At 64.2% G+C, this 21,863-nt stretch carries 20 protein-coding genes; 7 read left to right on the forward strand and 13 right to left on the reverse strand.

Annotation, left to right across the window (positions count from 1 at the left end):
- Positions 1–101: 101 nt before the first annotated feature.
- A complete protein-coding gene (gene orn / locus GH665_RS04485; protein WP_153134839.1) occupies positions 102–710 on the forward strand; it encodes an oligoribonuclease in 609 nt (202 codons plus the stop codon).
- Between the two features lie 99 nt (positions 711–809).
- On the opposite strand, the gene mog is transcribed toward orn, so the two are convergent.
- Both mog and yjgA read right to left on the reverse strand, forming a co-directional pair.
- Entirely contained in the window at positions 810–1,454 is a 645-nt protein-coding gene (mog, locus tag GH665_RS04490) for a molybdopterin adenylyltransferase (RefSeq protein WP_153134840.1), read from the reverse strand.
- Entirely contained in the window at positions 1,435–2,046 is a 612-nt protein-coding gene (gene yjgA, locus GH665_RS04495; RefSeq protein ID WP_153138227.1) for a ribosome biogenesis factor YjgA, read from the reverse strand. The genes mog and yjgA overlap by 20 nt, the downstream gene beginning before the upstream one ends.
- A 358-nt stretch (positions 2,047–2,404) precedes the next feature.
- Between yjgA and pmbA the strand changes: the two genes are divergently transcribed.
- A complete protein-coding gene (pmbA, locus tag GH665_RS04500; protein ID WP_029674218.1) occupies positions 2,405–3,775 on the forward strand; it encodes a metalloprotease PmbA in 1,371 nt (456 codons plus the stop codon).
- A gap of 177 nt (positions 3,776–3,952) precedes the next feature.
- Here the strand turns inward: pmbA and GH665_RS04505 are convergent, their stop codons facing one another.
- From GH665_RS04505 to GH665_RS04545, 9 genes are all read right to left on the reverse strand, one after another.
- Positions 3,953–4,453, reverse strand: coding sequence for a dihydrofolate reductase (locus GH665_RS04505; RefSeq protein WP_153134841.1), 501 nt, complete (start codon positions 4,451–4,453; stop codon positions 3,953–3,955).
- Between the two features lie 113 nt (positions 4,454–4,566).
- Positions 4,567–6,177, reverse strand: coding sequence for a sigma-54 dependent transcriptional regulator (locus GH665_RS04510; RefSeq protein WP_246216139.1), 1,611 nt, complete (start codon positions 6,175–6,177; stop codon positions 4,567–4,569).
- Between the two features lie 24 nt (positions 6,178–6,201).
- Complete coding sequence (locus tag GH665_RS04515; RefSeq protein WP_246216140.1) at positions 6,202–7,641, reverse strand: hypothetical protein; 1,440 nt, start codon at positions 7,639–7,641, stop codon at positions 6,202–6,204.
- A gap of 111 nt (positions 7,642–7,752) precedes the next feature.
- The gene (locus GH665_RS04520; RefSeq protein WP_153134842.1) at positions 7,753–8,553 is read right to left on the reverse strand and encodes a peptidase C39; all 801 of its coding nucleotides are present in this window, start codon (positions 8,551–8,553) and stop codon (positions 7,753–7,755) included.
- 6 nt (positions 8,554–8,559) lie between these two features.
- Positions 8,560–9,174, reverse strand: coding sequence for a C39 family peptidase (locus tag GH665_RS04525; protein ID WP_246216141.1), 615 nt, complete (start codon positions 9,172–9,174; stop codon positions 8,560–8,562).
- Positions 9,175–9,364: 190 nt separating this feature from the next.
- Positions 9,365–10,750: a hypothetical protein gene (locus GH665_RS04530; RefSeq protein ID WP_153134844.1), complete on the reverse strand. Its 1,386-nt coding sequence runs from the start codon at positions 10,748–10,750 to the stop codon at positions 9,365–9,367.
- Between the two features lie 29 nt (positions 10,751–10,779).
- Positions 10,780–11,430, reverse strand: a complete 651-nt coding sequence (locus tag GH665_RS04535; RefSeq protein WP_246216142.1) for a hypothetical protein — start codon at positions 11,428–11,430, stop codon at positions 10,780–10,782.
- Positions 11,427–11,918: a hypothetical protein gene (locus GH665_RS04540; protein WP_246216143.1), complete on the reverse strand. Its 492-nt coding sequence runs from the start codon at positions 11,916–11,918 to the stop codon at positions 11,427–11,429. Before GH665_RS04540 ends, GH665_RS04535 begins: the two co-directional genes overlap by 4 nt.
- A 62-nt stretch (positions 11,919–11,980) precedes the next feature.
- A complete protein-coding gene (locus GH665_RS04545; protein WP_153134845.1) occupies positions 11,981–12,547 on the reverse strand; it encodes a hypothetical protein in 567 nt (188 codons plus the stop codon).
- A gap of 536 nt (positions 12,548–13,083) precedes the next feature.
- Between GH665_RS04545 and GH665_RS04550 the strand changes: the two genes are divergently transcribed.
- Together GH665_RS04550 and GH665_RS04555 are read left to right on the forward strand one after the other, a co-directional pair.
- Positions 13,084–14,478: a sigma-54 dependent transcriptional regulator gene (locus GH665_RS04550; protein ID WP_028199244.1), complete on the forward strand. Its 1,395-nt coding sequence runs from the start codon at positions 13,084–13,086 to the stop codon at positions 14,476–14,478.
- A 140-nt stretch (positions 14,479–14,618) separates the two neighbouring features.
- Positions 14,619–15,590 (forward strand): thymidylate synthase, encoded by a 972-nt coding sequence (locus GH665_RS04555; RefSeq protein WP_153134846.1) that lies wholly within the window; start codon positions 14,619–14,621, stop codon positions 15,588–15,590.
- Between the two features lie 126 nt (positions 15,591–15,716).
- On the opposite strand, the gene GH665_RS04560 is transcribed toward GH665_RS04555, so the two are convergent.
- Entirely contained in the window at positions 15,717–18,092 is a 2,376-nt protein-coding gene (locus GH665_RS04560) for a DUF6600 domain-containing protein (protein WP_153134847.1), read from the reverse strand.
- Positions 18,093–18,275: 183 nt separating this feature from the next.
- Complete coding sequence (locus GH665_RS04565) at positions 18,276–18,989, reverse strand: ArsR/SmtB family transcription factor (protein WP_153134848.1); 714 nt, start codon at positions 18,987–18,989, stop codon at positions 18,276–18,278.
- 239 nt (positions 18,990–19,228) lie between these two features.
- On the opposite strand from GH665_RS04565, the gene GH665_RS38655 reads away from it, so the two are divergent.
- The 3 genes from GH665_RS38655 (at position 19,229) to GH665_RS04575 (ending at position 21,835) form a co-directional block, all read left to right on the forward strand.
- Positions 19,229–19,372 carry a hypothetical protein gene (locus GH665_RS38655; protein WP_167346786.1) on the forward strand — a complete coding sequence of 48 codons (144 nt, stop codon included), beginning with the start codon at positions 19,229–19,231 and terminating at the stop codon, positions 19,370–19,372.
- 133 nt (positions 19,373–19,505) lie between these two features.
- Positions 19,506–20,780, forward strand: coding sequence for an MFS transporter (locus GH665_RS04570; RefSeq protein ID WP_153134849.1), 1,275 nt, complete (start codon positions 19,506–19,508; stop codon positions 20,778–20,780).
- The gene (locus GH665_RS04575) at positions 20,780–21,835 is read left to right on the forward strand and encodes a GlxA family transcriptional regulator (RefSeq protein WP_153134850.1); all 1,056 of its coding nucleotides are present in this window, start codon (positions 20,780–20,782) and stop codon (positions 21,833–21,835) included. The genes GH665_RS04570 and GH665_RS04575 overlap by 1 nt, the downstream gene beginning before the upstream one ends.
- Positions 21,836–21,863: the final 28 nt, after the last annotated feature.

The following is a 21,863-nucleotide window of genomic DNA, read 5'->3' on the forward strand; positions in this document are numbered from 1 at the left end:
CAAAACCGGCCCAGGCCGGCACAAACCAATCTCATACGAACAATCGGCGCGGCCATTCTGCTTCCTGCGAAGCGATTTGCCGGGCCCTCAGGGTTGCCCTCATGACTGACATCCTCGCATCCACCGAACCGCCGTCGCTCGTGCGCAGCGACATGAATCTCGTCTGGCTGGACATGGAAATGACCGGGCTCGAACCGGACACCGACCGCATCATCGAAATCGCGGTGGTGGTGACGAATTCGACGCTCGACCGGTTGGTCGAAGGGCCGGTGCTGGCGATTCATCAGAGCGACGAAACGCTCGCCAGAATGGACCAGTGGAACCAGAACACGCATGGCCGCTCGGGCCTGATCGACCGGGTGAAGGCGTCGACGGTGAGCGAAGCCGATGCTACCGAGCAGATTCGCGAGTTTCTTGGCGCTTATGTGCCGCCGGGCAAGTCGCCGATGTGCGGCAATTCGATCTGCCAGGACCGCCGTTTCATGGCGCGCTGGATGCCGGATCTGGAGCGCTTCTTCCATTACCGCAATCTCGACGTCAGCACCCTGAAGGAACTGTGCCGCCGCTGGCAGCCCACGATCTACAAGGGCTTCCAGAAACGCGCGATGCACACGGCGCTGGCCGACATCCACGAATCGATCGACGAGCTGAAGTACTACCGCGAGCACTTCCTGATTCCGGCGGCGCCGGACGCAGCGGCTGCGGAGTAATACCGCTGCGGCCCGGGGGCCGCGGCGGCGAAAGTCATGCTGTCGCGGCTTCGGCGATGCTTGCAGTGCAAATACACGGCCACCGCCGCAGCTTCGGCCTCAAGCCTGCTGGGGCGCGCGTACTGCGTTTTTCGGCCGGAACGCTTTCACCACATCGGCATTCGTTTCCACATACGGGCCGCCGATCAGGTCGATGCAATAGGGCACCGCGGCGAAAATGCCCGGCACCTTCACCGCGCCGCCTGCTTCGGCGTCGCGCAGCCCCTCCAGCGTTTCCTTGATCGACTTCGGCTGGCCAGGCAGATTGATGATCAGCGCCGCGTGTTCCGCAGTTTCGCGAATTACCGCCACCTGACGCGACAGAATCGCGGTCGGCACGAAATTCAGGCTGATTTGCCGCATCTGCTCGCCGAAACCCGGCATTTCCTTCGTCGCAACCGCGAGAGTCGCTTCCGGCGTCACGTCGCGGCGCGACGGGCCGGTGCCACCGGTAGTCAGCACCAGATCGCAGCCGGTTTCGTCTACCAGTTCGACCAGCGTGGCGGAGATCGTGGCCGCGTCGTCCTGAATCAGGCGCGTGACCACCTGAAACGGCGAACTCAGGGCGGCGCCGAGCCATTCCTGTAGTGCCGGAAGGCCTTTGTCCTCGTACACGCCGGTGGATGCGCGGTCGCTGATCGACACGAGGCCGATCACGATTTCATCCGGATGCTGACGTACTGCCTTATGCGTCGCGGTCGTCATCGTCGTCTTCCAGAGCATCTTCAGCATCGGAATCGGTGTCGGCAGACGGCCCGTCGGCGTTCTTGATCCATTGGAACAGCTCGCGGAAGTAGCGCGGCGGCTTGCTTTGCTGCGCTTCCTTGCGGGCATTGCGGATCAGCGTGCGACCCTGCTGCGGATCGGCGTTCGGGTGCTGGCGGATGAATTCGGTCAGCGCGGCGTCGTCGGCGAGCAGTTTCTCGCGGGTGCGCTCGATCCAGTGCAATTTGGCCGTTTCCGCCTTGTTGACGCCGTTATAGGTGTCGAGCGCGGTGCGCAGCGCGGCGGTTTCTTCTTCCAGCAGCGAGCGCATCACGCGCCCGACGTACTGCACCTGGCGGCGCTTGCCTTCGTGGTCGGTGATGCGGCGCGCCTCGCGCACGGCGTCGTCGAGCTTTTCGGGCATCGGCATGCGCTTGAGCGCGTCTTTGGGCAGGGCGATCAGCGCCGAGCCCAGTTCCTGCAGCTCGTGCATTTCGCGCTTGAGCTGGGACTTGCTGGGACGGTCGTAGCCGTTCTCGTCGACTTCCGGCTCGGCGGATTCGATGGGTTGAATGCGGGTTTTGCGTGTCATACCGATATTGTAGCGTGCCGCGCCCTTCGAACCCGCCGTGCTGCTGTGCACAAGGCTTCTGGCGGGGTTTTTCGCATGCACGGCCAGGCCGGCTCCAGCACGAAACCGGAGCCGGGCCACGACGGCGTCACACGGCGTCACAACCACGTCACGACGGCGCCGCAACCAGGCCGAGGCAACGCAAGGCTCAGCGAATGCCAGGTACAGCTTCGCGTACCTTGCTATGATCGCGGGATGCGTGACTACGCAAATGAGCAGGCAAATGAGCACGTGAATGGCGCCCGTAAAATGCGAGCGCATGCGTGTGGCATGGGCGAACACACAGGGCCGCTCGGCCCCGAACAGGACGGCAACGACAATGGCAGCAGACATGGACGTCAAGCAGCGCTTTTTTCCGCATACCCAGGATGAACTGAAGGAAATCGCCTCGGACATCCTTCGTCACGCGAAGTCGCTCGGCGGTACCGACGCGGCAACCGAGATTTCCGAAGGCGACGGTCTGTCCGTCTCCGTGCGGCGCGGCGAAGTCGAAACGATCGAACACAATCGCGACAAGATGGTCGGCGTGACGGTGTTCATCGGCAACAAGCGCGGCAATGCGAGCACTTCGGACTTTTCGTCGCAGGCTCTGAAGGACACGGTCGCGGCGGCGTACAACATCGCCCGCTTTACGGCTGAAGACGATTGCGCGGGTCTCGCCGAAGCCGACCTGCTCGAAACCGCACCACGCGATCTCGATCTGTATCACCCGTGGAATCTGACGGCCGACGAAGCGGTGGAAATCGCCCGCCGCTCGGAAGACGCCGCTTTCGCCACCGATCCGCAGATCAAGAACTCTGAGGGCGCGAGCGTCTCGGCGCAGCACTCGCAATTCGTGCTGGCCACCTCGCGCGGCTTTCTCGCGGGCTATCCGTACTCGCGCCACTACATCGCCTGCGCGCCGATCGCCGGCAGTGGCCGCAACATGCAGCGCGACGACTGGTACACGTCGACCCGCAGCGCGTCCGACCTCGCCGACCCGGAAGCAGTAGGCCGTTACGCGGCGCAGCGGGCGTTGTCGCGCATCGGTGCGCGCGGGCTCGATACGCGCAAGGTGCCGGTGCTGTTCGAAGCGCCGCTCGCCGCCGGGATTCTCGGCGCGTTCGTTCAGGCCACCAGCGGCGGCGCGCTGTACCGCAAGACCTCGTTCCTCGTCGATAGCCTCGGCAAGCCGGTGTTCGCGCCGCACATCCAGGTGGTCGAAGATCCGCACGTTGCGCGGGCCATGGGCAGCGCGCCGTTCGACGAAGAAGGCGTGCGCACCAAACAGCGCTCCGTGGTGAAGGACGGTGTGGTGGAAGGCTACTTCCTGTCCACCTACTCGGCGCGCAAGCTCGGCATGCAGACCACCGGCAACGCCGGCGGCTCGCACAATCTGTCGCTGCGCAGCTCGAAGACACGTCCGGAAGACGACTTCGAGGCAATGCTGAAGAAGCTCGGCACGGGTCTGCTGCTGACCGAACTGATGGGGCAGGGCGTGAATTACGTGACGGGCGATTATTCGCGCGGCGCGTCGGGCTTCTGGGTCGAGAACGGCAAGATCCAGTATCCGGTCGAGGAAATCACCGTGGCGAGCACGCTGCAGGAGATGTTCCGCCATATCGTCGCGATCGGTGCGGATACGATCACGCGCGGGACCAAGGAAACGGGCTCGGTGCTGATCGAACGGATGACGATCGCGGGCCAGTAAGCGCTCGGCAACAGCGTTGAAAGCAGCGCTGAAAACAGAAACGCCACGCAGTTGCATGCGTGGCGTTTTTTTATGCGTGTGGGGCGGCGGGAGGCGAAAGATGAATGCGCGAATCCCGGCGCCAGATGCATGAACCGTCAGTTAGTCAGTCAGTCAGGCAGGTGCGGCGCGTGACCTTCACGCGCCCTTACGCTTATAAGTCACGAAGGCGTAATCGAAGTCGTTCGGTGCATCCGCGCGATGGGTTTCATGCGCGACTTCTTCCCATTCGTTTTCATCGAGCTCCGGGAAGGTGGCGTCGCCTTCGAAATCCGCGGAGATTTCGGTGACGATCAGCTTGTCTGCCTGACGCAAGCCTTCCGCATACAGTTGCGCGCCGCCGATCAGAAACGCTTCCGGCGCCTGGTCCTGGGCGGCGAGCTTGAGCGCGTCTTCGAGCGTGGTGGCTGCGTCGCAGCCCTGAAAGCGCCGCGTGGCGTCCCGTGTCACGACAATGTTGCGGCGTCCCGGCAACGGCCGGCCGATCGATTCATGCGTCTTGCGGCCCATGATGATGGGCGCGCCCATCGTGGTGCGCTTGAAGAACGCGAGGTCTTCGGGAAGTCGCCAGGGCAACTGGTTGTCGCGGCCGATCACGCCGTTATTGGCGCGAGCGACGATCAGGGTGAGCGTCGTCATCGAATGGAAAGGGGAACGTAACCGGGATGATTCTACCTGAGGCGAAAAGGGGCGCCCCGGTCGGGTGCCTGGTCAGGTGTCCCCGACCAGGCGCTCCTGGCTACGCGTCCCGCTCATTCGTGCGCGGGCTCATCGGCGGCGAGCGCCTCAAGCGCCGCTTTCTCGTCGGCCGCGCTGGGATCCCGCAAGCCGTGCTGACCCATTAGCCGGTATAGCGTGACGCGCGAAATGTTCAGATCGATCGCCGCCTCGTTCAGCCGGTGGCGATGCCGCAGCAGCGCCGCTTCGATCGCGCGCTTCTCGGCGGCTTCGCGTGCCTGCGAGAGGCTCATGGTCTGTTGCCCGGTGAATTGCGCGAGGTCGAGGTCGTCGGCGGAAATCAGCTTGTTTTCCGCCATCACGATCGCGCGGCGCACCCGGTTGATCAGTTCGCGCACATTGCCAGGCCAGCTGTAGTTGTACATCGCCTCGATCGCAGACGGCGTAAAGCCGCGGATCTTGCGCGCGCTGTCGGTCTTGAACTTGTGCATGATGTGATGCGCAAGAATCTCGATGTCCTTGCCGCGAGCGCGCAGCGGTGGTTCGTCGACCCGCAGCACGCACAGACGGTGAAACAGGTCGGCGCGGAATCGTCCTTCGCGCATCGCGATTTCGAGGTCCACGTGAGTCGCCGAGATAATGCGCACGTCCACCTGGATCGATTCGCGGCCGCCGAGCCGCTCGATCTTGCCTTCCTGCAGAAAGCGCAGCAGGCTGGCCTGACTTTCCATCGGCAGATCGCCGATTTCGTCGAGCAGCAAGGTGCCGCCGTCCGCGGCCTCGACCCGGCCGATCTTGCGCTGGTTCGCGCCGGTGAACGCACCGCGTTCGTAACCGAATAGTTCGGACTGCAGCAGATGATGCGGAATCGCGCCGCAGTTGATGGCGATGAACGGCGCCTTGCGGCGCGGCGAGCGTTCGTGGATCGCCAGCGCGGTGAGTTCCTTGCCGGTGCCGGATTCACCCGAGATAAACACGCTGGCGTCGGTATTGGCGACTTTGCGGATGGTGCGGAACAATTGCTGCATCGCTTCGCAGGTACCGACCATTTCGTCTTCGTCGTCGGCCGCGGTGGGCGCGGCAGGCGGGATCTCATCGGCATCGCACAAGGTCACCATGCCGAATGCGTGGCTGACGAGATAGTCGATCGTGGCGTTGGCTACCGGCGTCTTGACGTAGTCGAAGCAGTAGTGGCGGATCAGGCGGCGCACGCCCGGGTCGGCGAGGCGCTCCGGCGTGACGAGCGCAATCCAGCCAATCTGCTGTTGACGCAGGCTCGCTTCGAGGCCGCCCAGGTCGCGCGGCGCAAAGCTCGCCAGGTCGGCGATGCCGGCGCACACCACGTCGGGCTTGAGCAGGCGCGTAACCTCATGCGCCGAGCGGGCCACCAGCACGTGCCAGCCACGGCTCTGCAGATGGGCGCTCAGCGTCTCGTCCGGCGTGCGCGCGACGTAGAGCAGGGTCCGCTCGGTCTGCGCGTGCGGCAGACCGCCTCCTTTTGCGGCGGAAGAGGGCTCATGCAAGCGCTCCACAACAGCCTCCTGAGGACGCACCAAAGAGACTTCCGATGGGCGCCCCCCGAGGACGCCCGTTGCTCGTGTCACAGGACCTTCCGGCGCCCGGGCAATCGACAGATGAGCGCCGGAGGGCGGTGTAACGCTGCTCAGATGGGGTGATTCGCGCACGATCAGCCTCGTATCGTTGGCACGTCAAAAAGTGTAGGGAAAGCGCACACCGATCACGAAGTTCGGCGTGTCGGGCGTGAGGCCCACCGACACCGAACCGTTGATCGTCAAGTGCTTGTTCACTACGTGATTCAGGCCGAAGGTCAATGCGGCCGCCGTGGTTTCGCTGCCCGGCACCTTCGAATAGGTTCCGCCTGGCGCCTTGGTTTGCGATTCGGGTTCCAGCGCCATCGTGTACGAGATGCTGGCCGAATCCTTGTCCGAGAACGCGAGCGCGACGCCACCGCCGAACTGCACGACGTCGCCGATCTTGACCGTCGCCGGCTCGGTCTGGCCGATCACCGACGAGATGTCCGAGAACGAGCGGGCAATGTTGTAGGTGTACGAAACGCTGCCGAACAGCACGACCGGATCGTAGGTCTTCAATACCGACAGACCCGCTGTGATGTTCCAGAAGCCGGTGCCGGTGGGCAGCTTGGTGGGCGCGACGAGGTTGGTGTTGTCGGCATCGACCTGTTGCAGCTTGATGCCGAACGGCGACGTGCCGGTCGGCGCCTTGATGCGCAGGCTGCCCACCAGGTCCGGCAGGCTGTTGGTTTCCTTCAGGATCTGGTAGTAGATCCCGAAGTTGACGTCGCCGATGGCGCTCGAATTCGCCGAGGCGTCCGAGACCGTATTGGCGGCTCCGCCGGCGCCGCCGACGATAAAGTTGCTGTGCCGGTAGACATAGGGCACGTCGACGTCGACGCTGATGCGGTCGGTCAGACCGTAGCGCGTGTCGAGGTCGGCCATCACCTGGTGCGACTTGGTTTCGCCGAGGTTGATGTTGCCGAGGAAAATCGCATCGAGCGCGAGGAAGCCGGACAGTTGCAACTGGCGGCGGTCGTAGTAGGTATCGCTGATGCCCCAGTCCATGGTCAGCTTGTGCTCGAACAGCGGCGTGTGCTGCTGGTTCTGCACCACCGCGTCTTCGGCTTGCGTGCGCACCGGCTGCGCGGCTTTCTGGGTCTGGCCGACCGCGCCGCTGCCGTCGGTCGCGGCAGGCAGGCTGCCTCCGCCGCTGTTGTCCGGCACCGGCGGATTGACCGGCACGCCTGTCGCGGTGCCCGTCGCGCTGCCGGGCGCGGGGGTGCCGGGGTTCACCTGAGCCAGCGGCGGCAACGGCACAGGCAGGCCGTCCGCGCCGGGTTGCTCGGCGACCGCGGCGTCGCCGGTCGGCTCGCCGTAGCCCGGCGCGCCGCGGCCGCGCTGCGCCATCTCGAGATTCGTGACCTGTCGTTCGAGTGAGACGATCTGCTTTTGCTGCTCGCTGACGACACGCATGAGCGTGTTCAGCCGGTCTTCAACCGATTGATCGGCGAGCGCCTGCGCGCTGGCCCCCTGCGATAACGCGAACAGCATGACTGCGGCCGGAATGGCCGCTAACGCCATGCGTGGCGTACCGGTCCTTGAGAATCTGATCATTTTTGTTCCCCCGGTATTCTGACCGTGCGTCGCATGTCTCCTATGCTTCGCACGGTCGTTTTGGTACTGCTGTGATACTTGGTCTTGGTCCTGAGCGGGTGGCGGCCCGTGTTATCTCCTTACGGTGTTTTGCAGGGCTTGTAGGACACCCAACTGGCGCAGCATCGAGGCCGACATCTGCTGTGTCTGCAAATGCAGTTGCAACTGGTTGGCGACTTGCTGGTTATTGCCTGCGATCTGCAAGAGTTGGGCGATCATCCCGGCTTGTTGCGCGCTGCTCGGCGCGATGCTTTGCGTGGCGATACCGGCCGGCGTTTGCAGTGCGATCGAAATTCCGCCGTTGGCGAGACTGACGGAGGCCTTTATCGAGCCGTTCGCATTGCTGGCGGCAGCCGAGCTTGCGTTGTTATAGGTACCGCCGGTCAGACTGCCCGGCGAGGCGTCGAAATCGATCAGTGCCTGGTTGGTGCCGAGGTTGCCGTTGCCGGCCACCTGAGCGATCTGCGAGACGCCGTTGACGCTGACGTTCTGCCCGCCGCTCGCGCTGGCGTTGTGGTTGGCTCCGCTACCCGATGGCGCGTTCGGGCTGGTCACGGAGGCCGATGAATTGAACTGCACGCTCGGCGTGTTGAGGGCGTTGGTGACGATGGCGAGCGCGCCTGAGGCGACAGCGGTGGCGCCGTTCGGCAGCTGCCATTGCGACAGCAGGTTGATGACGACGCCCGAGATGATGTCCCCGACAATTCCCTTGCCGGTCTGGCTGGCGAGGATGGTGTCGTCGACGGGTTGCAGCTTGAGGGCGCCGACGTCTTCAAACACCGTCGGCGCCTGCTCGGCAGCCTGCGCGGCGGATGCGAGGCCGCACGTCGTGACACACAACGCACAGCCAATGGCGATTAAGTTTCGGTCCATGATGAGTTAGAACAACTCTGCCTTGATCAAACCGTATTCAACAAAGGGAGTCGCAGCCGTGCCGTTTTCCAGCGCGCGTTCGCGCAGCTTGAGCGCGAGCGACTCGTTGCCTTGCAAGAGCGGAGAATCCTCCTTGAATGGCTTGCCGACGACCGCGAACACGAGGCCGTTCCACTTCTTGACGAAGTCGTCTTCCATGACGATGCGGTTGCCGAGGGCGGGGTCGGCAATGAAGATGCGGCCGTCTTCCGCGTGCTTGACGATGACGAAGTGCTCGTAGCCGTCGCTGTTCATCAGCACGAGCACGGGAATCTGCAGGTGATAAAGCGCTTCGGCCGTGACACGGAAACCTCGGCCGCGCAGGCCGATCGTTTCGACGAACTTCTTCATGTCGAGCATCGAGAAGCCGTTCTTGACCACCACCTCGGGTGTCGAAAACACCATCATGCGGCGGATCATTTCGGTTTCGGGAATGTCGATGCCGTAGCCGTACTTCAGCAACGTGGCCAGAGCGGCCGAGCCGCAGCTGTAGTCGTAACGCTGCGAAACGATGTGGTTGTAGCGTAGCTCGCGAATCGAGCGCACGTTCACGTCGAACGGCACGCCCGCTGCGGCATTCATGGAAAGGGCACTCTGCGCGTGACCCGTTTGTGACAGCACGAGTCCAGCGAAGAGCGCCGCAAAAAAGCCATGCGTTGCCCTGCTCACCCCGAACATGGTCTATCCCCCCCTGGGGAGACACCGGTCAGCCCGAAGGCTGACCGGTTGTCTTCCTGCTATACAGCTTTAATTACTGATTACGGACTGCTGATTACTGATGCGACACGCTGGCAACTGCGAGGCCGTTGTGTTGCAGGTTGCCTACACCCGACGCGATATTCACACCGATGTTGCCGTCAGCGTGGTTGAGCGCACCCGAGCCGAGCATCGCCGAGCCGGTGAACTCGCCAGTGACGCCTGCTGCAGCGGTCTGACAGTTCTGGTCGCTGGCGATGACTTCGCCACCTTGCATGCCGCCATGCCGGCCCGCCGTGCTGCTGTCGGTCGTAGCCGATGCTGCCAGGCTGTTGTTTTGCACGTTGCCCGCACCCGAAGCCACGTTCACGCCGATATTGCCCGTCGCATTGGCCAGCGCGTTTGCGCCGACGGAAGCCACAAAGTTGAAGTCACCCACTGTCGCCGAGCCGCTCGAGGCCTGGGTCGAGTAGATCTGGGCGCTGCCGAACACGGGGCCGACATCCATGTTCGACAAGGCGGCGTCGTTGGACTGGGCGTTGTTTACGCCGGTGGAGATGTTGACGCCGATGTTGCCGCTTGCGGTATCCAGCGCATCCTTGCCGATGCCGGCGGACATCGTCGTCGGCTTTTCGGTGTCGATGTACTGGGTCACAGAGCCGGTCACCGTGACGGTGCCCTTGTTGTCTTCATAGTTGTGAGCCCATCCGTAGGCGTGGCTGCCTTCCGAGTAGCTTTCGCTCACCTTGCCGCCATAGCCGCTGCGGGTTTCCGTCGCCGTACTCTGGCTGGCCGCTGCGTAGCCGCCATACGCCACGCCGTAGCCGGCTGCCTGCGCTTCGAGCCCGGCACCGAAATTGTTCGCGACATGGGTGTTCAGCGCGCCGGCGAAGCCTGCTGCGATACCGCCGACGATCACGCCAGGGCCGACGCCGAGACCGGCGATAACGCCCGCGGCGAGGAAGCCGTTCGCGGAGGCATGCGTATTTGCGTAGTTGTAGCCGTTGTATGAGGCTTCGATGCCGGTCGCGAAGCCGCCGCCTGCGATAAACCCGGCGCTCGACGAAGCCGTATTGGTTTGCGTGTTGCTCTTGTCATAGGCCCACGCGTTGGTGCTATACGACTGGCTCACGCCCCAGCCGCCACCGCCGCCGCTTGCATTGTTCCAGCTTTTGGAGGCGTTGATGGACGTGGTCACCGCACCGGCGGTGTAGCTCTGCGGCGGCGTCTGCATGTTGACGCCGGCGACGCTCACGTTTTGCGTATTGTTGACCGTGGCGCCGGAGCTGCTCGATACGTTGACCCTGCCGCGCAGCGTGATGAAGCCGAACTCGCCGATGTCGGTGTAGATGTTCGTTGCCGTAAAGAGCTCAGCCGGGTCGCAACCGGCCGTGCATTCGGCGTAAGCCGAGCTTGCTGCCATCGTCGACAGGACAGCCGCTGCAATGATAGTGCGCTTCATGATGACGCTCCGATAAAGAGTGTGGCTCGTTAGAAAAAGGTGCCCGCCGGGGGACGGAGCACAAAACTGTTTGAACTGACGTTACCTGAGCCGGCAGTCTGGTTGATCTGGACGATTCCACTGACGCTCTTGAGCGCGTCCGCACCGATGGACACCTCGCGCGCGTCGTGGTTATTGCCAGACTTTCCCAGCCCGCCTCCCTTGGCGGTCGTAGCGGATAGCACCCCATCCGCTACGATCTCCGCTTCAACCGGTCCAGAACCGATCACGGCGCTGTTCCGCTGAAGATTCCCTACACCCGCCGACTGATTCACTTCGATAAGGCCAGAGGTGTTTGAAAATGCGTTATTGCTGATCGTGCTTTTCGCAGCCGTCGTTTTGGCGTTGGTGGACGCGCTCTGCGAACTGCCGATCAGATTGAAAGGGATTTGCCCGTTGGTGAGCACACCCTGATTTGCTTGCACGTTGTCCAGACCCGCCGCCTCGTTGATGGCGACGACCCCAGTTGCACCATTGACCGCGCCGTTGCCGATCACCGACTGCACGTCGACGAGCGCGGACGGCGTTTGAGCGTGTGCCGCGACGCTCGCAAGGCCTAGGAAGGCGCAGAGCATCAGGGGCCAGCGCGGCTGCTTGCGTGACGGAAGGCGCTTCGCTGCCGGTGCGTGTGTGGTCTTCATTTCATCGCTCCCAACGCAGCGCCGAGGGGTGCGAGGGCACCGTTGACCGACTGGGCGATCGAGCTGCCGATTCCGCCGGCGCCGCCGAAGCTGGCGCCCGCGCCAACCGGGACGGTGTTGCCGGCCCCTGCGAGCATGTGCTGGATGCCGTTTGCGCCGACCAGCGCCGGCATGAAGCCGTTGCCGGCGATGCCGCTGGTGCCGTGCGCGCCGTTCAGGTCGAGATCGCTCGCCATCGCGCCGATCGCGCCGTCGAAGGCTGCGCTCGGGAAGGTTTGGACCTGCACCGAAATCGGATCCTGGCTCTTCGGCACCGGCACGAACGCATCGCGCGGTGTGATGTCACGCTCGATGATCAGATTGCCCGGCTGGGTCGCCTGCTGCGCGGCGGCACTCGTGACGGCACCCGCAGCGAGCACGCCGAGCAGCGCGGACAGCAGGGCCGCGCGTGGGCGGCGGCTGCTCGGCATCTGGGTTGAGGCGTTCATGTCAGCTCCTTGCTGGCGGACGATCGGCCGGTGCGGTCTTGGGCAGCGAACGGATCGCCGCGCTAATTTCTCTGATAGCTTGTGACGTTGCCTTGCGCAGAGCGGGCGACGTCGACGGGCACCGGCAACTGCGACGGCGGAGCAATTTCGTCCCACAGCGTCACGCCGTTGCCGCCGCTGTTGAAGCTGCGCATCATTTGCGGGGTGGCCGCGACCATCAACATGCCGCTGAAGCCGCCGCGCTGACTGGACAGCGCCTGGTCGTCCAGCACGAGATCGCTCACGGACGCGGTGTCGGCGGCAATGCTCAGCGCGTTGCCGGCCAGATCGCTGCGCGACGTGGCGCTGTCGATCGTGTCGGCTGCCTTGTTGTCCGCCACCGCGTTGTCCATCGAAGCGGCGCTCGCCGTATGGATGGCCGCCATGTCCGGCGTTGCCACCGCTGCGAGCGTCGTGCTCGCGAGGGTGGCGGAACCGGTATCGGCGGTTTCGGCCACCGTGGCGGATTGAGGCAGGGTGAATTCCTGTGCATTGACGCCGGCGGGCAGCACGATCAGGACCATCGCGACGGCGCACAGTGCGGCGCAAGGTGCAATGCTGTTCAGGTCGATGCGGAAAGCGAGTCGCATGATGTGTCTCCTTGGTGCACAGCATTTAGCGAAACGTGTGCCATGAGTCGCAATCCATTGATGCGTCTGGAGGCGACCCGCATACCGCGGAGAAAGAACTGAGAAATCGGACAAAAACGTTTCAGTGCTGAAACGGCAGGCAGAAAATACCTGTAATTCGTTAAATCGGACGGTATGAACTACCTTGGGGTGAACGCCAGGAAAAGCGCTTCCACAATGCTTTTATTCGTAAGTTGAATAAGATTGGATCGCCCGCCCGGCCTTGCTGAGAAAGGAGTCCCCGATTAAATTCGCATAATTGTTTTCCAAGTGGCGCGTGTATAGTAAGCTCTCGAAAACAGCTTCAGATTTAAAAAAGCCCGCTAACGGGCCGTCTCAAACACACACGCCGCTTTCTTGGGGATCAGCTGTCCGCACGGAATGGAATGACCGTTCGGGTTTTGCTATTTCGCGAATCCCGAATGAGTCAGCGTGTCTGAACCGCGGTTCAGGTGCGTACGTCATCCTTAACGTTCGTTGACGAGAGGATCTGAATAATGGAACCCGCAACGCGGCAACTGATTTACGTTTCACGCGATCCGAGCGCGGAACTGAATACACGCTTCAATCAGCGCGGCTGGCATGTCGAAGTCGTGGGATCGGCGCGCGACGTGCGCCGTGCTGTTCGCGCCGGCATGGCGGCGGGCGGCCTGCTCGACCTGTCTAGCGAATTTCAGCCACACGAAATCGCCGCTTTCGAGTCCTGTCTGACCATTCCGAATGTTGGCTGGGTTGCGGCCACCACACCTGGGCAACTGCAGGACGCGGCCTTGCGCCGGCTCGTACGGGACTATTGTTTCGACTATGTAACGGTGCCTTACTCAGGCGACAGGATCGTCGATTCGGTGGGGCATGCGTACGGCATGATCTCGCTGGGAGAGCCGGCATCGAATGACGGCTCGCAAGGCGCAGAAGGCGAAATGGTCGGTTCGTGCGACGCGATGCTCGCGCTGTTCCGTTCGATTCGCAAAGTGGCGATGACCGACGCGCCGGTATTTATCTCGGGCGAATCGGGCACGGGCAAGGAGCTGACCGCGGTCGCGATCCATGAACGCTCGGCGCGCCGCAATGCGCCTTTTGTGCCGATCAACTGCGGCGCAATTCCGCCACATCTATTGCAATCCGAACTATTCGGTTATGAGCGCGGCGCGTTCACTGGCGCCAGTCAGCGCAAGATCGGCCGGGTGGAAGCGGCCAACGGCGGCACGCTGTTTCTCGATGAAATCGGCGATCTGCCGCTCGAAAGCCAGGCGAGCCTGCTGCGTTTTCTGCAGGAACGCAAGGTGGAGCGGCTGGGCGGTCACGGTTCGATCGACGTCGACGTGCGCATCATCTCGGCCACGCACGTGGATATGACGGCGGCGATGATCGAAGGGCGGTTCCGCTCCGATCTATATCACCGCCTGTGCGTGCTGCAAATCGACGAACCGCCGTTGCGTGCACGTGGTAAGGATATCGAACTGCTTGCGCGGCATATGCTGGAACGTTTCAAGAAAGATGCAAGCCGCCGTCTGCGCGGTTTCGCGCCCGACGCCATCGCGGCGCTGCATAACTACGGCTGGCCCGGCAACGTACGCGAGTTGATCAATCGCGTGCGGCGCGCGATCGTGATGTCGGAAGGGCGCGCGATCACGGCACGCGATCTCGAGTTGGCCGAATATGTGGAGATCGTGCCGGTGTCGCTCGCCCAGGCGCGCGAAGCGGCCGAGCGTCAGGCAATCGAGCTCGCGCTCCTGCGCCATCGCGGCCGTCTCGGCGACGCTGCCCAGGAACTCGGCATTTCGCGCGTGACACTGTATCGCCTGTTGTGCTCCCACGGCATGCGCCATATGGAAGGCGAACCGCTGGCTACCCCGCACGGCGAGCTGCCGGCCTCGGTGCCGCATCTCTAGCAGGCTTTCCCGCCGATATTTTCTGCGCCGCGCGCCCCAATCGGGCGCCGCGCGGCTGCGCTTGTTAAAATCGGGTTTTCCGCTCACTCTCCGTGGCGCATGCTCCCGACTGAAGGGCGCGCTGCGTCGAAGGAACCCGCATGAAACAATATCTCGACCTCGTCCGCACGATTCTCGACACCGGTACGTGGCAGGAGAACCGCACCGGCATTCGCACGATCAGCATGCCGGGCGCCATGTTGCGCTTCGACCTCCAGCAGGGCTTTCCCGCCGTCACCACGAAGAAGCTGGCGTTTAAATCGGCAGTTGGCGAACTGGTCGGGTTTCTGCGCGCTTCGCGCAGCGCCGCGGATTTTCGCGATCTGGGCTGCAAGGTGTGGGACGCGAACGCCAACCAGAATCCGCAATGGCTCGCCAATCCGTATCGTCAGGGCCCGGACGACCTCGGCGACGTGTACGGCGTGCAGTGGCGCCAGTGGCCGGCTTACAAGGTGCTGGACGCAGGCGCCGGCGCGCAACTGGCCGACGCCACCGCGCGTGGCTTCCAGGTGGTGACGGAGTTCGACGAGGACGGCAGCCGCAAAGTGCTGCTGTACAAAGCGGTCGACCAGTTGCGGCAGTGTCTCGACACGATCATGCAGAACCCCGCCGACCGTCGAATTCTGTTTCATGGCTGGAACCCCGCCGTGCTGGATCAGATCGCGCTGCCGGCTTGCCACCTCCTTTATCAGTTCCTGCCGAATGTCGCGCGCCGTGAGATTTCGCTGTGCCTGTACATTCGCAGCAACGATGTCGGCCTCGGCACGCCGTTCAATCTGACTGAAGGCGCAGCTTTGCTGCATCTGGTTGGCCGCCTGACGGGCTACACGCCGCGCTGGTTCACGTACTTCATCGGCGACGCGCATATCTACGAGAACCAGCTCGATATGTTGCAGCAACAACTCACGCGCGAGCCGTACGAAAGCCCGGCCTTTGCGATTTCGGACCGCGTGCCGGACTATGCGAAAACCGGCGTGTACGAACCGGAATGGCTCGAGAAAATCGAACCGTCGGATTTCTCGCTGATCGGCTACCGTCATCACGAACCGCTTACGGCGCCGATGGCAGTCTGAGTAGGGTCAGAGCGCCGGCTTGCAGTCTGCTCAAAGAAAAACCCCCGCGAGGTAAGTCGCGGGGGTTTTTTTATTGCCGCCTTCCGACGGTCACGTTGCGCGCGCATCTAGCCGCGCGCGTCATCGTTAGCTTTTGTGATGCTCGTCACGATTGGCGCTGCTCGAGTGCTGCTCCTCATGCTGGGGATGCGGCTCCGGGCGCGGCTGCTGCACCTGCTGCGGACGCGGTTCGGGGCGTGGCTGCTGCACCTGTTGCGGACGCGGTTCGGGGCGCGGCTGCTGCACCTGTTGCGGACGCGGTTCAGGACGCGGCTGCTGTGCCTGTTGCGGCTGCGGACGATATTCCTCACGCGGTTGCTGCTGCGGCTGGGCGTGTACTTCAGGCGCACGCGGCGGTTGCGCTTCCGGCTGACGCTGGGCCTGTTGCTGCGGCTCAGGACGGCCCTCCGGCTGACGTGCCTGCTCTTGCGGGGCGCCATGTTGCTGCGCCTGCTGAGCCATCGGCGCATGCGGCTGCGTCCATGCCGGCTCACGCCGTGCTTCCGCACCCGCTTGCTGACCCGTTTGCCCCGGCGCACCGTGCTGCTGTGCGTAAGCGTTCGGGTTGGCGCCGTTAGCTTGCGGCGGGTGCGGCACGCCATTCGACTGACGTGCTGCTTCGCCGGGCTGCTCGTGCAGATTGGCCATTTGCGGCGGCGTGCCCGGCCGGGCTTGCGGTTCGCCGCCACGCTGCGGTTGAGCGTTCGGCGCTGCGCCGGGCCGCTGACCGGCCTGTTGCATGCCCTGTTGCATGCCATTAGGCGCACCCGGTGCTGCACCCGGCATCCGCCCGGCCATATGCGATTGCACGACCCGCACGTTCTGCACCGGCACGGCTCCTGGAGCGCCCGCCATGTGCGCCGGCACCGAGGTTCGCACGATCGGCTCTCCCGCGCCCGGCACCCGTCCGCCGCTCTGCGCAAAGCGCTGCGCGAGCGTGTCGTGGTACGCAGCCGGTACGGCCGGGCTGCGCGTGGCGACGACCGGGCGCGCCATCACGGCGGCCGGCGGACGATAGTTCGCGTTACGCAGGCCCGGCCCGAAGCTTTGCTTCACCGGCGCGATCCCCGGACCGCCCGGATTGATCTGCGCGTTGCGCCATTGTTGCGGATCGACCTTCTGCGCGAAGCGGCCAACCGGTTGACCGTGCACGAAAGCCGTCGCCGGCACCGCGGTTACGCCACCCGGCGCGCGATAGTTGATGTACGTATTGTGAATGTTGGTCACATTCACATTCGTCACGTTGATGTTGCGGTTGTAGTTGTTGACAACCGTCGTGTTGTTGACGCGATTGTAGTAACCCGGGCTCCAGTTATTGTGGCCACCCCAGTTCGGGTGCCACGGCTCGCCAGGGCCAAGCGGGAACCACGCGACACCGGCTGCGACAGCGCCGCCAATCGCCAGACTGACCCCCCAGTTGACTCCGCCGCCGCCACCGCCCACGAAGGCAACCAGTGCCGGTGCGTAGACCGGCGGCGCGCTGACCACGATCGGCCCAGGCACCCACGCCCACGAGTCGTCGACGTAAGCCCAGCGGCCATAGTGGTAGGGTGCGAAACCCCACGGCGCGTCGTCTACCCAGGTCCAGCCCCACGGTGCCTGCCATACCCAATGGCCGTCGTGATACGGCGCCCAGCCGGCCGGGGTTGCGCGCGGCACCCATACTTCACCGTACTGCGGGCTGCTCTGCCACGTGCCGTTGGCGTCGAGATCCTGATAGCCGGGGATGTCGCGCGACACGTAGCGTGCCGACACCGAGCGGTCTTCCGCTGCGTCGCGGCTTGCCGCCCATTGGTCGAACGGGTCGAGACCGGGTGCGCCGTTGTCGGCGACCTGTTGCAGGTTGGTGCCGGCAAAGCGGATCTGCTGACCTGCCGCGACCGGCACCTGACCGCTGTCGCCGTACACCGTCGCGCTGCCGCTGCGTACGGTGACGGTGGTGCTGCTGCCGTCCGGCGCGACGTCGACGCGATAGTCGCCAGGGCCGCTCAGGCCGAGCGCCAGATTCGGCGTGTCGATTTCATAGGAGGAACCGGGCGCCAGTTCGCGCACCCGCGTCGACAACGTGCCCTGCGCGACTTTCAACTGCGCGCTGTTGTCGTCGAGATTGAGGATGTCGAGGCTGGTGGACTGGTCGAGCCGCAGCGCGGTCGAGCCGATATGCAGTTCGGAGCGCGCATTCTGATCGTTCCACAATTGATCGCCCGTGGTGAGCGGGCGATTGATTTGCGCGTACGACCAGTCGGTTGCGCCGGCCGGCTCGGTGGTCACGGCGCCGGCCGTATAGTTCAGACGCGCCACGCGCCCCGGCGGATCGGTATTTTGCGTCGCTGCGCCCGGCGGTGCCTGTTCGGCTTCCTGTGCAAAGGTGGCTTGCGCGGCGAACAGAAATGCCGCGGCAGCGATCAGCGTGTAGCCGGTCATCTGGCGTTTCGAGTGTTGGGGTGTGGTCACTGTTCTCATGGTTTATCTCCGACGGACGCGGCATTGTGCCGCAACCGTGAGAACCACTCTACCCGTACGGATTGTTTCAAGGCCCCCAGTTTTGTAAGGCTCTCTCGCGAGCGTGTAACAAAAGGTCTCGATAAGGCGTTTCGTAAGCTGATAGAACAAATTTTGTAATTACGTCAATCAGTTAGGCGCGACTCAGGCGGCGAGGAACGCGTCGAAATGACGGTGGCCCGCGGGGGTGATTCGCAGGATTCTCGGGCGCTCCGTGCGCTCGACCCAGCCATGCGTCGACCATGAATCGAGCAGTGCCGCGCCGAGCGCGCCACCCAGGTGGGGACGCCGTTCGCTCCAGTCGGGACAGGTACAGGCGAAGCGCCGGCGGCGGCTCTTCTGGGCGGACATGTCGATGCCCCAATCGGCGAAGCGCGCGGCGCCGTTAGCGGTGGCTTCAAGCGACGAACCGTGCAGCGTCAGCAGACCGCCCTCGACCATCCGCTCGAACACCCGCACCGACAGTTCTCCCGCCATGTGGTCGTAGCAGGTGCGGGCGTAGCGCATGTCGACTGGCACGGTGCGCACCGGACGCGGCACCGCCCGCTGCGGCGCGCTGACCTGTGCGACGTTGGCGAGTGCTTCGATCGACGCCGCGATATCCGGCGAGGCGATCCGGAAGTAACGATGCCGGCCGCGCACTTCGAGCGCGAGCAGGCCACCGTCAGTCAGGCGCGCCAGATGAGCGCTGGCCGCCGACGGCGAGAGCCCGGCGATCATCGTCAGTTCGCCGGCCGGGCGGGCGCTGCCGTCCATCAGCGCCCACAGCATTGCGGCGCGGCCGGGGTCGGCGAGCAGCGCGCCGATACGGCTCAAGCCTGGAAAATGGTTTTGCTCGTCTGCGAGGTTCGCGGGCATCGTGCGTCTCCGGTTGGTGGCGCGGGCAGAGCGCCATGCAGTCCACTCTATAGGGTTGCTGCATTCGATGTTTCAGCTTAGCGTGAATTGTCGAATGCAGTGGCTACGAAAACCTGGCGGCGATCAAGGCCGGGCAGCGTGTGCATCATGGCCGCTTCAAGGCCGCTTCAAGGCCGCTTCTGAGCCGTCTCGGGCGGCCAGGCTAAAATCGAAGCCTGTCCTTGCAGGAACACGCTGTCATGAAATTTCTTCTTGCCGCCACTGCCGCGGTTCTGCTGTTCAGCGCATGCGCGCAGGGCGGTTCGGGTTCGAGCTCGGGTGCGGGTACGGGCAGCATCACGATGTACGGCACGATCGACGAGGGCATTACCGTCCACAAGTAGTCCGGAGGCGGCTGCGGCCGCTTTTTCAGGCGGATGAGTGCCGTGGCTGGAATTGATGCATCATTGGCATTCCTGCCATCACCGGCCATGTGACGATCTGGGCATCGCCACTTTCGCCGACCGAGGCCTACCGATGCCGCCCGCTGCTTCTTCCCCACCTTCCACCGCTGCCCCCTTTGCCGCCAGTCAAACCGGCTCCGGCCATTCAGATCCCAACGGCCGGCGCGCCGCGCGCGTGCTGGCGATCTGCCAGGCGCTCTATACCTCGTCTGTCTCAATCGATCTGACTTTGACGGGTCTGGTCGGCTACACGCTTGCCGACGACAAGGCGCTCGCGACACTGCCGTTCTCGCTGATCACCGTCGCTGCCGCGTTGACCACGATCTTTGCTTCGTTCCTGATGGCACGCATCGGCCGGCGCGCGGGCTTCGTGCTGGGCGCGGGCGTCGGCGCACTGGGCGGGGCCGTCTCCGTCTGGGCGATCTTTCATCACAGTTTCTGGGCGTTCTGTACGGGTACAGCGACAGTCGGTGTGTTTCAGGCGTTCGCGCAGTATTACCGGCTGGCGGCCGCGGATGCCGTCGGCATCGAAGGTAAGAGCCGGGCGATTTCAACTGTGCTCACCGGCGGCGTGGTGGCCGCTGTCTGCGGGCCGCTTCTCGCCGCCTGGAGCAAGGACTGGCTCGCGCCGGTCGCTTTTGCGGGCTCCTATGCGCTGGTCACGGGCTTCGGGCTCGTATCGATCGCGATGCTGGCGCTGCTGTATCGCGACGCCGCGCCGCACGCGAGCGCGGCCCTGACTCACGAAGCGGCCCGGCCGCTCGGCGAAATCGTCCGGCAACCGATTTTTGCCGCGGCACTCGCCAACAATGCACTCGGCTACGCCGTGATGATGTTCGTGATGACCGCGACGCCGATTGCGGCGGTCGCGTGCGGCCACACGATCGGCGACGGCGCCGAGATCATTCAATGGCATCTGGTCGGCATGTTCGCGCCGTCGCTGTTTTCCGCGCGACTGATCCAGCGCTTCGGCGTGCTGCCGGTGATCGGCGCGGGGATCGTGCTGTCGGCGATGTGCGGCGTGCTGGCGTTGCGCTCCACCGATCTGCCGCACTTCTATGCGGCGCTCGCGTGTCTTGGCGTGGGTTGGAATTTCATGTTCGTCGGCGGATCGACGCTGCTCGCGCAATCGTACCGGCCGTCCGAGCGCGCCAAGACGCAGGCCACCAGCGAGTTCACGACCTTTGCGTTTTCCGCGTTGGGCTCGCTGTTCGCCGGGCAATTGCTGGCGCGCTTCGGCTGGGCGACGATCAACGCCGCGATTTTTCCGCTGCTCGGGATCGCGGCGTTGGCCACGCTGGGCTATGCGTGGTCGAGCAAGCGGCAACTCGCAAAAGGGGTTTCCTGATGGTTGCACGTCATATCGTTTTCGCGGTGGCGCCTGAACTCGTGTTGCTCGATGCCTGCGGTCCGCTCGAAGCGTTCTGGCGTGCCGAGTTGACCATGGCGGCTGCGGCAGGCGCTGCGACCCGTACCACAAACTCAGTCGGCAACCCTGCCGGACCAGTTGCCTATCGCACGACCGTTGCGTCGATCGACGGTGGCGTGTTGCAAACTTTCCCGGGCCTGCCGGTTGTCACGGAACGGCTCGATTCGCTCGACGACCAGCCGATCGACACGTTGATCGTCCCGGGCGTTCCGATCGACGAGGCCTGCACCTTGCAGCCGGAACTCGTCGCGTGGATCCGACGCCGTGCGCCGCAGGCGCGGCGCGTGTGCTCGGTCTGCACGGGCGCTTTCTATCTGGCGGCCGCGGGCCTGCTCGACGGCCGCCGCGCAACCACCCACTGGCGCGAGGCGCCGCATCTGGCGCGCCGTTTCCCGAACGTGCAGGTCGATGCCGACCCGATCTTCATCCGCGACGCGGGGCGCGGGGAAGATGAGAGCGTCGTCTGGACATCGGCGGGCGTCACGGCGGGTATCGATCTGGCGCTCGCGCTGATCGAAGAGGATGTCGGCCACGCGGTCGCGATGCAGGTGGCGCGGCGGTTGGTGGTGTTCATGAAGCGGCCCGGCGGGCAGTCGCAATTCAGCGCCGCGTTGGCGGCCCAGGCTTCGGCGCGCGGACCATTCGAGGCGCTGCATAGCTGGATGGCGGCCAATTTACGCGACGATCTGTCGGTCGAGCGCCTGGCCGCGCGCGCGCGGATGAGCCCGCGGACTTTCGCGCGGCGCTACGTCGACGAGGTCGGCCGCACGCCGGCCAAAACCGTCTCGGCACTGCGGCTGGAGGAAGCCGCACGGGTGCTCGCCGAATCGCACCGGCCGCTCAAGCGGATTGCGCTCGATTGCGGCTTCGGCAGCGAACAGAACTTGCGGCGCGCATTTGTGAGGCGTTTCGGCGTGTTGCCGCTCGAGTATCGGGAGCGGTTCGAGTCAGCGGTCGCGCCACGGCGCGAATGAAAGCTCGACGAAAGCATGGCGGCCGCCC

The organism is Paraburkholderia agricolaris, from assembly GCF_009455635.1.
Classification (GTDB): domain Bacteria; phylum Pseudomonadota; class Gammaproteobacteria; order Burkholderiales; family Burkholderiaceae; genus Paraburkholderia; species Paraburkholderia agricolaris.

What these genes read in the sequence shown, in the direction of transcription:
- GH665_RS04530 (WP_153134844.1), bottom strand. Translation starts at nt 10,750, where the DNA reads ATGAAGCGCACTATCATTGCAGCGGCTGTCCTGTCGACGATGGCAGCA.
- GH665_RS04555 (WP_153134846.1), top strand. Translation starts at nt 14,619, where the DNA reads ATGAAACAATATCTCGACCTCGTCCGCACGATTCTCGACACCGGTACG.
- yjgA (WP_153138227.1), bottom strand. Translation starts at nt 2,046, where the DNA reads ATGACACGCAAAACCCGCATTCAACCCATCGAATCCGCCGAGCCGGAA.
- GH665_RS04525 (WP_246216141.1), bottom strand. Translation starts at nt 9,174, where the DNA reads ATGAATGCCGCAGCGGGCGTGCCGTTCGACGTGAACGTGCGCTCGATT.
- GH665_RS04570 (WP_153134849.1), top strand. Translation starts at nt 19,506, where the DNA reads ATGCCGCCCGCTGCTTCTTCCCCACCTTCCACCGCTGCCCCCTTTGCC.
- orn (WP_153134839.1), top strand. Translation starts at nt 102, where the DNA reads ATGACTGACATCCTCGCATCCACCGAACCGCCGTCGCTCGTGCGCAGC.
- mog (WP_153134840.1), bottom strand. Translation starts at nt 1,454, where the DNA reads ATGACGACCGCGACGCATAAGGCAGTACGTCAGCATCCGGATGAAATC.
- pmbA (WP_029674218.1), top strand. Translation starts at nt 2,405, where the DNA reads ATGGCAGCAGACATGGACGTCAAGCAGCGCTTTTTTCCGCATACCCAG.
- GH665_RS04565 (WP_153134848.1), bottom strand. Translation starts at nt 18,989, where the DNA reads ATGCCCGCGAACCTCGCAGACGAGCAAAACCATTTTCCAGGCTTGAGC.
- GH665_RS04505 (WP_153134841.1), bottom strand. Translation starts at nt 4,453, where the DNA reads ATGACGACGCTCACCCTGATCGTCGCTCGCGCCAATAACGGCGTGATC.
- GH665_RS04575 (WP_153134850.1), top strand. Translation starts at nt 20,780, where the DNA reads ATGGTTGCACGTCATATCGTTTTCGCGGTGGCGCCTGAACTCGTGTTG.
- GH665_RS04540 (WP_246216143.1), bottom strand. Translation starts at nt 11,918, where the DNA reads ATGAACGCCTCAACCCAGATGCCGAGCAGCCGCCGCCCACGCGCGGCC.
- GH665_RS38655 (WP_167346786.1), top strand. Translation starts at nt 19,229, where the DNA reads ATGAAATTTCTTCTTGCCGCCACTGCCGCGGTTCTGCTGTTCAGCGCA.
- GH665_RS04515 (WP_246216140.1), bottom strand. Translation starts at nt 7,641, where the DNA reads ATGATCAGATTCTCAAGGACCGGTACGCCACGCATGGCGTTAGCGGCC.
- GH665_RS04520 (WP_153134842.1), bottom strand. Translation starts at nt 8,553, where the DNA reads ATGGACCGAAACTTAATCGCCATTGGCTGTGCGTTGTGTGTCACGACG.
- GH665_RS04535 (WP_246216142.1), bottom strand. Translation starts at nt 11,430, where the DNA reads ATGAAGACCACACACGCACCGGCAGCGAAGCGCCTTCCGTCACGCAAG.
- GH665_RS04550 (WP_028199244.1), top strand. Translation starts at nt 13,084, where the DNA reads ATGGAACCCGCAACGCGGCAACTGATTTACGTTTCACGCGATCCGAGC.
- GH665_RS04560 (WP_153134847.1), bottom strand. Translation starts at nt 18,092, where the DNA reads ATGAGAACAGTGACCACACCCCAACACTCGAAACGCCAGATGACCGGC.
- GH665_RS04545 (WP_153134845.1), bottom strand. Translation starts at nt 12,547, where the DNA reads ATGCGACTCGCTTTCCGCATCGACCTGAACAGCATTGCACCTTGCGCC.